This is a genomic window from Mycoplasmopsis gallinacea (genome assembly GCF_012220205.1).
GTDB lineage: Bacteria > Bacillota_I > Bacilli_A > Mycoplasmatales > Metamycoplasmataceae > Mycoplasmopsis > Mycoplasmopsis gallinacea_A.
Map to the genome: position 1 here is coordinate 628,301 of NZ_CP047225.1, position 14,039 is coordinate 642,339.

General features: G+C 28.7%; 16 protein-coding genes. 6 read left to right on the forward strand and 10 right to left on the reverse strand.

Features of this window, described 5'->3' with window-relative positions; genetic code table 4:
• Window positions 1-69 precede the first annotated feature (69 nt).
• Genes GOQ20_RS02575 through GOQ20_RS02585 form a run of 3 tightly spaced genes read right to left on the reverse strand, consistent with a single transcriptional unit; the run spans window position 70 to window position 3,176 of the window.
• Window positions 70-723, reverse strand: a complete 654-nt coding sequence (locus tag GOQ20_RS02575) for a LemA family protein (RefSeq protein WP_167845278.1) — start codon at window positions 721-723, stop codon at window positions 70-72.
• A 54-nt stretch (window positions 724-777) separates the two neighbouring features.
• Window positions 778-1,854 (reverse strand): DUF3784 domain-containing protein, encoded by a 1,077-nt coding sequence (locus GOQ20_RS02580; protein ID WP_167845279.1) that lies wholly within the window; start codon window positions 1,852-1,854, stop codon window positions 778-780.
• Between the two features lie 11 nt (window positions 1,855-1,865).
• The gene (locus GOQ20_RS02585) at window positions 1,866-3,176 is read right to left on the reverse strand and encodes an aldehyde dehydrogenase family protein (RefSeq protein ID WP_167845280.1); all 1,311 of its coding nucleotides are present in this window, start codon (window positions 3,174-3,176) and stop codon (window positions 1,866-1,868) included.
• Window positions 3,177-3,224: 48 nt separating this feature from the next.
• On the opposite strand from GOQ20_RS02585, the gene GOQ20_RS02590 reads away from it, so the two are divergent.
• Window positions 3,225-3,521 carry a hypothetical protein gene (locus tag GOQ20_RS02590; RefSeq protein WP_167844891.1) on the forward strand — a complete coding sequence of 99 codons (297 nt, stop codon included), beginning with the start codon at window positions 3,225-3,227 and terminating at the stop codon, window positions 3,519-3,521.
• Window positions 3,522-3,686: 165 nt separating this feature from the next.
• On the opposite strand, the gene GOQ20_RS02595 is transcribed toward GOQ20_RS02590, so the two are convergent.
• Genes GOQ20_RS02595 through nadE form a run of 3 tightly spaced genes read right to left on the reverse strand, consistent with a single transcriptional unit; the run spans window position 3,687 to window position 6,282 of the window.
• Complete coding sequence (locus GOQ20_RS02595; protein WP_167845281.1) at window positions 3,687-4,703, reverse strand: ZIP family metal transporter; 1,017 nt, start codon at window positions 4,701-4,703, stop codon at window positions 3,687-3,689.
• Between the two features lie 9 nt (window positions 4,704-4,712).
• Entirely contained in the window at window positions 4,713-5,459 is a 747-nt protein-coding gene (locus GOQ20_RS02600; RefSeq protein ID WP_167845282.1) for a YebC/PmpR family DNA-binding transcriptional regulator, read from the reverse strand.
• Window positions 5,460-5,487: 28 nt separating this feature from the next.
• A complete protein-coding gene (nadE, locus tag GOQ20_RS02605) occupies window positions 5,488-6,282 on the reverse strand; it encodes an NAD(+) synthase (RefSeq protein WP_167845283.1) in 795 nt (264 codons plus the stop codon).
• A gap of 137 nt (window positions 6,283-6,419) precedes the next feature.
• On the opposite strand from nadE, the gene efp reads away from it, so the two are divergent.
• The 5 genes from efp (at window position 6,420) to GOQ20_RS02630 (ending at window position 9,555) form a co-directional block, all read left to right on the forward strand.
• Window positions 6,420-6,983: an elongation factor P gene (gene efp, locus GOQ20_RS02610; protein WP_129620572.1), complete on the forward strand. Its 564-nt coding sequence runs from the start codon at window positions 6,420-6,422 to the stop codon at window positions 6,981-6,983.
• Window positions 6,983-7,294 carry an MMB_0454 family protein gene (locus GOQ20_RS02615; RefSeq protein WP_167845284.1) on the forward strand — a complete coding sequence of 104 codons (312 nt, stop codon included), beginning with the start codon at window positions 6,983-6,985 and terminating at the stop codon, window positions 7,292-7,294. The genes efp and GOQ20_RS02615 overlap by 1 nt, the downstream gene beginning before the upstream one ends.
• Before the next feature lie 41 nt (window positions 7,295-7,335).
• A complete protein-coding gene (locus GOQ20_RS02620; protein ID WP_167845285.1) occupies window positions 7,336-7,683 on the forward strand; it encodes a hypothetical protein in 348 nt (115 codons plus the stop codon).
• A 135-nt stretch (window positions 7,684-7,818) separates the two neighbouring features.
• Window positions 7,819-8,835: a nicotinate phosphoribosyltransferase gene (locus tag GOQ20_RS02625; RefSeq protein ID WP_167845286.1), complete on the forward strand. Its 1,017-nt coding sequence runs from the start codon at window positions 7,819-7,821 to the stop codon at window positions 8,833-8,835.
• Window positions 8,836-9,555 (forward strand): pseudouridine synthase, encoded by a 720-nt coding sequence (locus GOQ20_RS02630; protein ID WP_167845287.1) that lies wholly within the window; start codon window positions 8,836-8,838, stop codon window positions 9,553-9,555. It begins immediately after the preceding gene.
• Window positions 9,556-9,612: 57 nt separating this feature from the next.
• Here the strand turns inward: GOQ20_RS02630 and GOQ20_RS02635 are convergent, their stop codons facing one another.
• The 4 genes from GOQ20_RS02635 to GOQ20_RS04745 form a co-directional block, all read right to left on the reverse strand.
• A complete protein-coding gene (locus tag GOQ20_RS02635) occupies window positions 9,613-10,197 on the reverse strand; it encodes a restriction endonuclease subunit S (RefSeq protein WP_318028596.1) in 585 nt (194 codons plus the stop codon).
• Entirely contained in the window at window positions 10,194-12,188 is a 1,995-nt protein-coding gene (locus GOQ20_RS02640; RefSeq protein WP_167845289.1) for a restriction endonuclease subunit S, read from the reverse strand. The genes GOQ20_RS02635 and GOQ20_RS02640 overlap by 4 nt, the downstream gene beginning before the upstream one ends.
• 193 nt (window positions 12,189-12,381) lie before the next feature.
• On the reverse strand, window positions 12,382-13,290 hold the full coding sequence (locus GOQ20_RS04740) for a type I restriction-modification system subunit M (protein WP_268896779.1): 909 nt from the start codon (window positions 13,288-13,290) through the stop codon (window positions 12,382-12,384).
• Window positions 13,271-13,945 (reverse strand): type I restriction-modification system subunit M, encoded by a 675-nt coding sequence (locus GOQ20_RS04745; RefSeq protein ID WP_268896780.1) that lies wholly within the window; start codon window positions 13,943-13,945, stop codon window positions 13,271-13,273. Before GOQ20_RS04745 ends, GOQ20_RS04740 begins: the two co-directional genes overlap by 20 nt.
• Window positions 13,946-14,039 lie beyond the last annotated feature (94 nt).

Genomic DNA, 14,039 nt, shown 5'->3' on the forward strand with positions numbered 1-14,039 from the left:
ATTAAATATTAATAATTAATTGATAATTTAGTAAAAAACACGACTTAATTTAAACCATATTATTAATTTTTAAAGATTTGCCATTGAAACATCTTCTCTTTGTTTTGAGCTTGCTCTATATAAAGGAGCTGTTACAAGTCCCATTGTTGAAGCAACAATAGAAGAAGGAATCATAAAGATTTCTGTGTTGAAGTTGTTAACTTTTCCGTTGTAAAGTCTTCTAGCAGCAGCAAGTTCTCTTTCAATGTATGTTGTTTGATCCATTAATTCTTTGTATAACTTATCAGCTTTAAGTTCTGGGTAGTTTTCATAAACAGCCATTAAACGCCCAAAAATAGAATCATTCATTTTTTGGATTTCTTCAGCATGTGCTACACCATTACCTGCATTAACTAAATTACGGTATTTAGCAACATCTTCAAAAACTGAAGCTTCGTGCACTTTGTAGCTTCTTACTTGGTCAACAAGTTTTGTTAATGTATCAGCTCTTTTTGCAAGTTGCACATCAATTCCTGAAGAGGCTTCGTTAATTGCATTTTGCATTTTAAAGAAGCTGTTTCTTTTTACAAGGTGAAAAATAAGGGGGAAAATAAGTAAAAATGATAAATATCAAATAACTTTTACTGCTGTACCATATTTTGGGCCTTTTGCTCTATTATCAGCAGCTGGGTTAAATTCTGTTTCTTGAGGTTCTGGATTTCTTTGATCGAATAAATTTGCCATTATAAATACTCCTTTGCCATATATAACATATATTATACTTTTTATATTTTGGTTTTACCTAAAATAGTTTGTTTTATTCATTATTGAAATTAGCGAATAAATGCTGTAGCAGTTGTACAACATTGACTTAATTGATATTTCTAAAAGCTTCTCATTTTTTAAAGATCAAGTAGGTCTAATGGCGCCAAAGTAAGGAATTTTCATTTCAAAATTAATTGCGAATCTTTGATGATTTTCAAAGATAGCAAATGGGTTTTTAAAAGTGTGAAACACTCCATTTTTAATTAAGAAAATAATTGCTTCAATAGCTTTATCATCAAATAATGATGAAGCTTTTTCTTTATCGTTACTATAAATGCTAAAAAGTTTATTAAGCGAAAGATCTTGTAATTCAAGCTTATTTTTATGAGCAAAAAGCTTTTTGCTAAAAAATTCAATGTAGAATTTTTCATCAAGAAACTTATGATTTTGCTTAGTAATAATTTCTAAATGAGCACCTTCTATAGTATCTTTAGTTTTGTTATGTGAATCATGTTTAACCCAAGTATTGTGTCAAATATAAACAGGATATCCATTAATTTCTAAAGCCATTTTAGCTTCATTTTGTGCTAAATAATACTTGTTAAAATTTTCAGATTTGTAAAAGTTAATTCTTCTTCTGAGTTCTTTGTTATTCGGATCTTCTTCGTTATTTTGATATAACTGATCTGCTTTTTCATTTTTAGCAAGTAACTTTAAATTTGGAACTAAAAATTCAAAAAGTTTATTGTATAAATTCTCTGGAGTTGAATTATCAATGATAAATTTTATGTACTTAGTCCTAGCTTTTAAATACCTTTTTATTTGATGATATAGCATTAGAAGGTTCATTACAATTCCTATAACGATTAGAACTCTCGTAATAATAAATAAATCTGTATTAGTAAATGAAGATCAAAAAAAGACAATTAAAAATCCAGTAACAATTACAAAAAATAAAATATATAAGATAAATTGCATAAGCGCTTTATTATACAAGCTTCTTTGTTCTTTATTTGCCTTATTTCTAGTGATAAAAGTGAGCAAATCATCTTTTAATACGTTCTTTGTCCTTATAACAAATTGATCATAAGTTAAATCATTTTGATGCATTTTTCCTCCTTTTAAAATTTAAAAAACTTAAGCATTTTTAAATATAAATTTAGAATTTTTTCTTTTTTAGCTGTATAAGGTAAATTTTTTAATTTAAAAAGTAAATCAAACCTTATTTGAGTATATGAACTTTTATGGCTAAATAATTCTAGGGAAGCAAATCCACGATACCTTCCTTTTCCACTTTGTTTAATTCCACCAAATGATAATTTATTATCTTCTAGAATTCCCATTGTGTTGTTGATCATATAATTTCCAGCTATAAATGAAGTGAAGAAGTTTTGATCTTTTTTGCTATTACTAAAAATATACATGCTAAGCGGATTGGGATTTAGCTTGTAAACTTGCTCAAATTCACTGATATGTTCATATTCAAAAATTGGAGCAACTGGAGCAAAAATTTCTTCCTTGTAAGCTACTGAATCTAAATTATTTTCTTTAAAAAACTTAGGCATAACTTTTTTATCATTAAGTTTTGTAGCACCTAAGGAGTGCTCTAAAAGTCCTGCCTTATTAAGTGGAATTAAGTTAACAAGCTCATTTAGTTTTGGATCTTTTTCAAGTATTTTTTGGAGTAATTTATCTAGCTTTTGCATAAACAGGTTTGAAATAGCTTTATCAATAAAAATATAATCAGGTGCTACACAGGTTTGTCCAAAATTCATCATCTTTGCATAAATAAACATTTTGGCCGCTTTTTTAATATTAGCATCTTTAGTAACAATAAATGGAGATTTACCACCAAGTTCAAAGCAGTAGTCAGTTTTATTTATATCAATGTTTTTTAGGATAATTTGTGAAGTTGTATAGCTGCCAGTGAAAAAGACAAAATCAAAAGTAAACTCTTGAAGAGTTTGTTCGATTGTTAAAAACTTATCAATTTTTATATATCTATTTTCTGAGTCTATTTGTAAAATAATCTTCTCCATTACCTTATTTAATTTATTTAAATAAGGGTGGAATTTTAAAGTATTGTAATTCCCTGCAATAATTGAACCAATAAGAGGAATAAATAAAAGTTGAAATGGATAATTTCAAGAATTCATAATTAAAACATTTCCTTTTGGATTGTAGATATATCCATATTTAGAGAAAATTCCACCTATTTTTTTAAACTTAATTCTGCTTTGTTTTTGAGATAAAAAGAAGTTAATTTCAGTGATAGTAGGAATAATTTCAGTTAAGGTTGATTCATAATGACTTTTATTCATATCTTCTTTTAAAGCTTGCAAAATTTCATTTTGGTTAGCAAAAATAGCTTCTTTAAGCTTTTTAAGTAAATTGATACGAATTTGATAATTTAAGGAAATGTTTTTATTCATAAATTAATTATATATAATAATGCGAAATTCGTTTTAAGGTTCTAAGACATGCTAAAATCTTTCTCAAATGTCGCCTCAAATGTCGCCTTGGATGTCGCCTCAAATGTCGCCTCAAATGTCGCCTTGGATGTCGCCTCAAATGTCGCCTTGGATGTCGCCTCAAATGTCGCCTCAAATGTCGCCTCAAATGTCGCCTCAAATGTCGCCTCAAATGTCGCCTCAAATGTCGCCTCAAATGTCGCCTTGGATGTCGCCTTGGATGTCGCCTTGGATGTCGCCTTGGATGTCGCCTTGGATGTCGCCTCAAATGTCGCCTTGGATGTCGCAATAAGAGTAGGTGAATAAATAAAGAATAACAACTTTAAAGTATTATCTATTAATTAATAATCAATATATTAAATTCTCTATATAGAAGGTGAATTGTTAACCTAGTTGCAGAAATTTTCTGAGCCATTTAGGAGCAGCTCTATAATGGTCAGGCAAATAAAAAAATACAACCGCAGTTGTACTTTATTGCCCATGGACATGGAAAATTAAAATTAATGCAGAAGTGATTATTCCTAAAAATACAAGTAAAACCGATCTTGATAAACTTTTTTTGTCAATTTTGTTGTGATAAAATTCAGGCACAAATTCAACAATTGATGTAAAAACAAACACACCGGCAATTGCTGAAAGGAACATTGCCTTTAAGTATCAAGCGTGGTTTAAATATCCACCTATGAAAATACCAAGCATCATAAATGGTAAAAATAAAGATAATCCTAAAAATGATAATAGAAGTGATTTTCAAGTTGAATACCCTGATTCTCTAAGGCGGTAGTAAAAGACAATCTCTTCTGGAATTAAGTGGAAAATTAATGATAAAAAGTAAGTTAAAGTTAAACTAGTATTTTTACCCTCAATTAAAAGCGAAAGGTTATATCCAAGTAAAATACCTTCTGGAATTCTATGAGTTAAAAGTAAAATTAGAGCAACAATTTTTAATTTAGCACTTACTTTATCAACAATATCAATTTGGTCACTATCATTAAAAAGAAACTCTGGGTGATCATGAGAATGGTGTTCATCATGTGAATGATCATGCACAAAAGCTTTCATTTTTGAGTTTGCAAGCAACTTTTTGTTGATTTTATAAGCAATTACATTTTTGACAGTAAAAGCAAATAAAAGACCAACGATAAACCCTCCAAAAACTACTCCAAAATTCAGTAAGTATTGATATGATTTAATATCATTTAAGTTTTTGGTGGCAAGTCAAGTGGCTCCATAAGTAGTTGATACTTCAAGCGATTCACGCATGAATCCAAAAAGTGCCATTACTAAGAAAAATCCAGATGAAAAAGCATATAAATACATTTTGCTTTTTCCTGTGATTTTATTTTTTTGATGTGAAAAAATAAGTGTGATAAACACTGGGATGCAAAGGAGAATTAATAAAACAATAAAGACAATTAAAACCTTTGCTCCAGCCTCGTTTAAATTGCTATCTAGTAAAAATTCATAAAAGTCTTTTAAAAAAGTCATTAAACTTTCCTATTCTTCTGATTCTTCACTAGCAAATTGAATGTTGATGTTGTGGTATACGTTTTGCACATCTTCATCATCTTCAATTTTCTTAACAAATTCTAATAATTTAGCTTCTTTTTCAGCGTCATAATCCACATACATATTTGGAATATATGTTACTTCACATTGAATGAAGTTTTCGATGTCAAAGTTAGATTCAATAGCATTTTTAAGCTCTGAAAAATTCTCTGGTAAACAAGTAATTACGTATGAATTATCAGTTGTTTCGATGTTATCAGCACCATTTTCAAGTGCAATAAGCATAATTCCATCTTCATCAACAATATTTTTATCAATTTCAATAATTCCTTTTTTATCAAATGCAAAAGGAATTTGTCCTGTTTTACCTAAAGTAGCATTTTGTTTGTTAAAAAGAGCTTGAATGTTCGCTTTAACTCTGTTTAAGTTATCACTAAGAGTAACTACGATAAAAGTGGCTCCACCAGAAACAGTTGCGTTAAATACAGTTTCTAAATAAGCATCTCCTTTATCTCCTTTTGCTTTAGCAATAGCTCTTTCAATGTTATCTTTAGGCATGTTTTTTGATTTAGCTTTTGAAATAGCCAATTTTAAAGCTGGGTTCATTTCAGGATCAGGTCCAAGTTTAGCTGCTACGAAAATTTCTTTTGAAAGCTTTTGGAAAATTTTTCCCCTTGCTGCATCTTGAGCCCCTTTACGGTGTGCGATATTGGCTGCGTGTGAGTGTCCTGCCATAATTATTTCTCCTTATTTTGTTATTATTTTATTTCACTTTTCTTGGTTTGTAAATTGGATCACGTTTGTGTTGTGATTTAATGTGTGCATTTTGTATTTTTGTAATTGTTTGCTTTGAAAGGTTTTTGTCAATTGCACTTAAATCATCAAGGTGATTTAAGTAAAAATCAAGATCTTGATAAGTAAAACCTAATTCATCTTCATCGGTTTGACCTTCTCATAAACCGGCTGAAGGTTTTTTATTTACAATTGAACTTGGAACTCCTAAAAGTGAAGCAATAAATTTAACTTCCCCTTTTGTTAATCTTGAAATCGGAAGTAAATCAGCACCTCCATCTCCAAATTTAGTAAAGTAACCAATAAAGGTTTCATCTTCATTATCAGTCCCTAAAACAAGGGCATTTTTTTGTTGTGCAATAGCATAAAGAGTAGTCATTCTAAGTCTTGGTTTAATATTAGCAATGGCTAATTTATTATCAAGATTGCTAATTGCCCCCTTAAGAGATTCAAAAGTATCAGTTAAATTAACTTTTTCAAAAGAAGCATTAAAAGCTGTCTCTAAATCGTTAATGTGCTCTAAATCGCTTTTGGTCATCTCGATAATAGGCATTACAACACCAGTTGTGTTTTTAGGGAATACACTTGAAGCAATTGCATACACAAGTGAAGAATCAATCCCTGAACTAATTCCGACTACAAAACCTTTAGCATTAGCTTTTTTAGCTCTATATTTTAAGAAATTCTTGATTGTTTGTACGTATTCTAAAGCAAGCTCTTTATCATAAATTGCTTTACCATTAACATATTTTGTTATTTTACTCATAAGTAATATATAACCTTTCATTATTATAGTTCATTTTATTAAAATATTATACTTAAAAAGTTTTAACCTAACCAAAGATTTTGTATAATTAAACTAAATTTATATATACCAAAGCAATTATAAAAACGAGGTACAAAATGATTAACGTAAACGAATTTAAACCAGGAATTACTTTCCAAGATGGTGATGACATTTTTGTTGTTTTAGAAGCACAACACTCAAAACAAGGGCGTGGACAAGCTAACGTTAAAGCTAAAGTAAAAAACTTACGTACAGGTTCAACAACTATTAAATCATATACAGGTGGAGATAAAGTAAAACCAGCTCACATTGATAAAAGAAAAATGAACTATCTTTACAACGATGGAGAAAACATTGTTTTAATGGATAATGAAACATATGAACAAGTTGAAATTCCTGTTAAAAATGTTGAATGAGAACTTAACTTTTTAAAAGATGGAAGAGAAGTACAAATCCGTAAATACCAAGAAGAAGTTTTAGATATTGAACTTCCAGCTAACGTAGATTTAGTAGTTACAAATGCACCAGATGCTGTTAAAGGAAACACAACAACTAACCCTCAGAAAAAAGTTATTGTAGAAACTGGTTTTGAACTTGAAACTCCTATGTTTATTAAAGAAGGTGATGTGATTTTAGTATCAACAGAAACTGGAAAATACGTAGGGAAAAACAATAAATAATGAATTCAATTACTATTTCAAATAATAAAATTTTAACTTATGTCGTAGAAGAATCAGCTCTTTTTGACGCGATTAACATTGCAATTAAACAAATTAAATATGTGCGTTTAATTGGTGAACCACGACTAAGTTTTGATGATTCAAAATCAAATTTACAAATTTATTTAAGCATTAAAATTAACACTAAAAATGAAGGAATAGATTCATTTGATGTCCTTAAAGAAGTTGTTAGTTCAGTTGAAAAAGCTTGCTCATTTTTAATTGATCAAAAACCAATTAATGTGCAAGTGGTAGTGCTTGATAATAATTAAAAAACAAAAACTGACTTTTTAAGTCGGTTTTTTAGATAAATATGAAAAAAGCTCAAGACCAAATTATTGATTATGGAATTTATCGCAAGCTTTTTATTAATGATGTTAAAGAATACCTTGCGCGTGTTAATAAAAAAAGCTTATTTAGCTATTTAACAAGCAAGCAAAGATTTGAAATTTCTAGTGAACTAACAAAATTAATTAAAGAACTTGAAAACCATAAAATTGCTAACTCTAACTTAGAAGCTAACCGTAATGCTTATTTAAAAAGAAAAAGAGAATATTTCTTTAAACTCAATGGTTATAAAATTATAATAATTGGACTGTTAGGACTTATTTGCTTTATTTTAATTTTAACTTTAGTATTTTTACAAACCAATTTAGGATAGCAAAGATTAAATCAAAGCACTTTTGATTTGATCTTTGCTTTTTTTGATGTTCCTGACATCTATAAAGAGAGTTAAAACGTAAAAAATGTTATAATTTATTTTACAAATAAATGTCCAAAATTCAAAGGAATGATTATGAAACATGAAAAAACTAAATATATAGCTAGTTATTTTGAAAAAACTAAAGCAATTTTAGAAAATGAAATGCCAAATAATGTAATTAAGCTTCAATTTTTCCAAAGAAAAGATGATTCTATGCTTGCAGGTATGGAAGAAGTTTTAAATTTACTTGAAGAAGTCACTGATACAAGCAAATACACTATTAGATACTTAAAAGATGGAACCATTATTAATAATTTAGATATTGTTTTAGAACTTGAAGGACACTATCAAGATTTTGGAATCTGAGAAGGAATGATTGATGGTATTTTAGCTAGAAATACCTCAATTGCAACTAATGCATATCATTGTAAAAAAGCTGCTAATGGTAAGGAAATCATCTTTATGGGTGATCGTGCTGATCATTATATTAACCAAGAAAATGATGGAAAAGCAGTTGCAATTGGTGGGCTTAAAACAGTTTCAACTCAAGCGCAAAAAGCTTGAACCAACCTTTCTGATGATGAATCAATTTTTGGAAGCATGCCCCATGTATTAATTCAAGGTTTTGGTGGTGATGTAGTTAAAGCTACTAAATCTTTTGCAAAGCATTTTCCTAATCACAAATTAATTGCTTTAGTTGATTATCATAATGATGTCATTGCTGAATCATTAAAAGTGTGAAAAGAACTTGGTGATAAGGTGTGAGGAATTAGAATAGATACTTCAAAAAATATGGTTGATCATATGTTTGATAATGATGAAGAAAAACATTACGGAGTTAATCCAGAGCAAGTATTTAGACTTAGAAAAGCGCTTGATGAAGCTGGTGCTACAAATTATAAAATTGTAGTTTCTAGTGGATTTAACCCTGAAAAAATCAAGCTTTTTGAATCATTAAAAGTTCCAGTTGATTTTTATGGAGTAGGTCAAAGCATTTTCAAATTAAATAATTCATTCTCAGCAGATGCAACAATTTTAAATGGAGAAAAAGAAGCTAAAGAAGGACGTTTTTATCGTGAGAACCCTAATTTAATTCTTTATAAAAAATAGATGAATAAAATTAGAATTGATAAACTTGTTTCAAGTTGTTTAAATCTTTCAAGAGCTGAATCTAAAAAGCTAATTAGCAAAAAGAAAATAATTGTAAATAATGCAATTATCACTCAAAGTAACTTAATAATTGATTTAGAAAAAGATCAAGTTTTTTATGAAGGTCAAAAACTTATCTATCAAGAATTTGTCTACTTTGTACTTAATAAACCTTCTGGATATATTTGCTCTTGAAATAGAGATGAAGGAGCAATTATCTTCGATCTTTTAGAAGCAAAAGATCGAAATATTAAGGATTTAAATACCTTTGGAAGATTAGATAAAGATACTACTGGAATAATCATTTTATCTAATGATGGCAAGCTAAACCACGTGCTTTTTTCAGGTAAAAAGCACGTAGATAAAACTTATTTAGCCACTTTAGATAAAAGTGTAAATCCAGAGGATTTATTAACCTTAGAAAAAGGTCTTGATATTGGCAATGGTGAATTTACTAAGGAGTGCAAAGCAATCAAAATTAATGATAATTTAGTTAGCCTTACCATTTCTGAAGGTAAATACCACCAAGTTAAAAGAATGTTCAAAGCAATTGGTTATGAAGTTATTAAACTTCATAGAAGCGCAATTGGAAATATGGATTTAAGCAATTTAAATATCTTAGAAGGAAAGTATATCGATCTAACTAAAGAGCAAGTTTTATCTCTAATAGGCGACAAATAATATTCAAAAATACCATTGTAATAACACAATGGTATTTTTAATTCATTTAATAAATTTCTATTTAGTTTCATTTTCTAGATAATTAAAGATTGCATCTCGATAATACCCGTATTGCTGTTGTCTTTTGACTTCTTCAACAGGAAGTCCAATATTTAAATCTTTACAAATAGCTTCAAAATTATCAAGAACTTTAACTATTTTTTCTTGAGTTTTTATCGAAGGAAATGAAATCTTTATTTCTTTCATAACATTAGACATTAATTTACCATTAGAAAAAGTTTTATCTGCGTATTTAGGAGCTTCTATTGTTAAGTAGTAATATAAGTATTTCGGGAGAACAATTTCCTTATTAACATCCAATAAACCACAAACATTTGTTATGTTGAACTTACCATTTCTATAAAAAACAGTTCCAGCATAACCATCAGTAGTTCAAGTGACATATTCGCCGTCAAAATCATATGTACCAATTCTACCTAACTCACCTTCATTTTTCGTTTGTGAAGAATACACTGGATAAATACCAGGATTTTCAATAATCTCCAATTTATTAATTACTCTCCCTCTTTTTATCTTACAAATTTGACCAACTTCTCTCTCAACTATGATGTTATCAAAAATAAATCAAAGGATTCTAATTAATCCGCTCTCTCTCTCTCTCTCTCTCCAATACCTTTATTATCTATAATTCCAGTTTCAAGGTATTTGAAAATTGCGTCACGATAATATTGGTATTGCTCTTGTCTTTTTACTTCTTCAGCAGGAAGACCAATGTTTAAGTCTTTACAAATAGCTTCGAAATTATCAAGAACTTTAACTATTTTTTCTTGAGTTTCTAGAGATGGGATATCAAAATTTAAATCTAAAATATTAGATTTTCTTAAATATCCTTGATTTGAATTTTGCTGAGAATTTGTTAACTTATTCTGTGTTGAAGATGAAATAAATAAGTGTCTAAAGAATTCATCTAAAACTATTTTATTGTTCATTCTAACTAAAAATAAATTTTGTCCATAAAAATCTTTTTGCTCTTTTACAATGGCTAACTCACCAATTGTGCCTATCATAGTTATCAGTATATCTTTTTTGGTAATCTTTCTATTTTTAGAAATGTCAAGATAATCATTTTCTGAAATATATGAAACATTGTCAAAGTCAATACGTCCATCTTTTATATTTTTAGATGTTATAAAAGGAACTCCGTTTTCTACAAAATTTGGAGTAGAAGGCATAATTCAAAATGAATCTTGAATAATTGAGCTTATGTTAAGGCGAATTTTATCAAAAATAAATCAAAGGATTCTAATTAATCCGCTCTCTCTCTCTCTCTCTCCAATACCTTTATTATCTATAATTCCAGTTTCAAGGTATTTGAAAATTGCATCACGATAATATTGGTATTGCTCTTGTCTTTTCACTTCTTCAGCAGGGAGTCCGATATTTAAATCTTTACAAATAGCTTCAAAATTATCAAGAACTTTGACTATTTTCTCTTGAGTTTTTAAAGATGGTATTTTAATACTTAATTTTAAAATATCCGGCATATAAGGGTGCTTTATCCCACTTCCTCTATAAAAACAGGCCAATGTATCTTTTATAGATAACATATAGTGATAGATAAATTTTGTACTTAAAATATTTGTATCAAAAGACTTGCAAATTCTATTATCACTTGTGACGAATTTACCATTATAGTACTGAATACTTAAATTTCCACCACCAGGGATAAAAATAGCTTCTTCTTCATAAATTTTCCCATTGTAATTCTCAGAATTTAAGTAGAGTTCAGAAGGATAAGTTGTGATTATTTTCACATCACCTTTTTCTTGTTTGATTTTTTCTATTTCCGATGCATATAAATATTCATATTTAACATTATTTTTTATCTGTTTTTCTTTAGGAAATTCTGTAAATGTTTTGTCTCAAACCGTAACTTCATAAAGTTTTTTTTCAATGATGCTTGCGTCATTGGACAAATTGTTATTTGATAACAATTTGTCTCTATAAAATTTATATTGCTCGTCCCTCGCCTTCAGCTCCGCCTTCAGCTCCGCCTTCAGCTCCGCTGAATACTCGGTAAATTTATTAAGAATTGAAGCTATTTTATTTTGTATTTTAATAGGAGGGATTATTACTTTAATTTTCTTTAATTTTTCTTTAGAGATGTTAAATCTTGTGACACCTGAGACACATTTATTTATTTGATTTCTCACATAAGAAGATCTAAAAAGGTATTTTAAATAATCAGGATTTACTTCGATATCTTTATTTATTCTGCACCCAAATGAAAAACTATTTAAATAAACATCTTCATCTATTTCCTTATTAACAACACAAGTCATTCCGCTGTCATCATTATTTTCTGATGAACCTGTAAAAAGAATATCGTTTAATTTTATAGGGTTTTGATTTTCATTTTCTTGAACTAAAACATAGTCATTTAAAGCGTTGAAGTTTATACTTAAATTTTCGTATATATGTTTAAATGTTACAAATTTTTTATTACCATTTTGGAAATGTTCTTTCTTTTTTCCTTTTAAACCTGAATAAAATTCAGAAATTTCATCTAATTGGAATAAACATTTGTTTCAATCAACTTTTTCATTATTAAGTAATTCTTCAAATAATTTCATAATTACTCTCTTTCTTTTTTTAATGGTTGCGTTAATTATCTAGACACTTAAAAATAGCATTCCAATAATACTGGTATAAACCAGGACACGAAATATGGACACATTCATATTTCGTGTCCTGGTTCAATTGTTTTGTATTTTGTTGAATCACTATTTAGTGTTTCTTTTTTAAGTAACTATTCAAATAAATTAATTATTCTTCACCTTCAAGTTCATTAATGATTTTATCAATTTCGCTACGTAAAACATCTTGACGAGCAACAATTTCTTTAAGTTCTGCGTTAAGTTTTTTAATATCAATAGCTTCTTTTCTCTCTTCTTTTTCAACATATGAATTTACAGAAAGGTTGTAATCGTTCTCTTTAATTTGGTCATATGAAGCAACTTTAACAAAGTTTTGTAAGTCTTCTTTTTTACCGTATAAATCTAAAATATGTCCGATATTTTCATCTGTAAGTTTGTTTTTCTTAGATTTTTTAACAAAGAAACTTGAAGCATCAATAAATGTGACATCAGTATCTTTTCTATTCTTTTTAAGCACTAAAACGCAAGTTGCAATTCCTGTCCCAAAGAATAAATTATCAGGAAGTTGGATAATTGAATCTACAAAGTTATTGTCAATTAAATATTTACGAATTTTTTGTTCAGCTCCACCACGGTACATAATTCCAGGGAAACAAACAATAGAAGCCACTCCTTCTGAAGATAAGTTATTTAAAGCATGAAGCACAAAAGCTCAATCAGCTTTTGATCTAGGAGCAAGCACCCCAGGACCAGTAAAACGCGGGTCATTAATTAAAGTTTTATCATTTTTGTCATTTCAGCTAATTGAATATGGAGGGTTAGAAACAATTACATCAAAGAATGTATTTCATTCTTTTGGATGTGTTAAAGTATCATCACAGTAAATGTGAAACTTATCAAAATCCATATCGTGAAGGAACATATTCATTCTGCAAAGGTTGAATGTTGTAACGTTAATTTCTTGTCCATAAACACCACTAGTGATGTTTTTTGCACCCAAAATCTTAACCGCTTGTAAAAGTAGCGATCCTGAACCAGCACACATGTCATAAACATTTTTAACTTGTTTTTTTATCACCAATTGCTAATTTAACAAGCAAGTTACTTACTTCTTGAGGTGTAAAGTATTCACCACCACTTTTACCAGCATTTGATGCATACATACCCATTAAATATTCATAAGCATCACCAAAAACATCAATTGAATTATCCTTTAAGTTTCCAAGGTTCATGCTTTGAATTCCTTTTAAAAGCTTCACAAGGATATTGTTTCTTTTTGGCACTGTATCACCTAATTTGTTGTTATTTACGTCAAAATCTTGGAAAAGACCTTTGAAATCATCTTCACTATCTTTTCCTCTTGAAGAGCGTTCAATTGAATCGAAAATTCTTTTTAAAGTTTCGTTTAAATTTTCATCATATTCAGCGTTTTTAACAACATTAGCAAAAAGGTCTTTGCTATCAATGAAAAACCCTATTTCTCTTGCTATTTCATTTTTAGCTTCTTCAGGAATTTGCCCTTCATATTTTTCATAATCAAAATCTACATCATCAGCTTCAGCTTGTCTATTGTTAAATTCTCTGACCATTTTTTCTGAAAGGAAACGGTAAAACATTGCACCAAGCACGTAGTTTTTGAAATCTCACCCATCAACGCTCCCTCTAAGTTCGTCAGCTATCTTTCAAATACTTGTGTGTAATTCGTTTCTTTCTAATTCTTTTTTATTGTCCATTGATTACTCCTTTTTGTTAATATTAAATTTCTTCATTTATCTATTTAAAATTTTATCTTAATTTATTTAATTGAAACTTTCAAATGAAATTTTT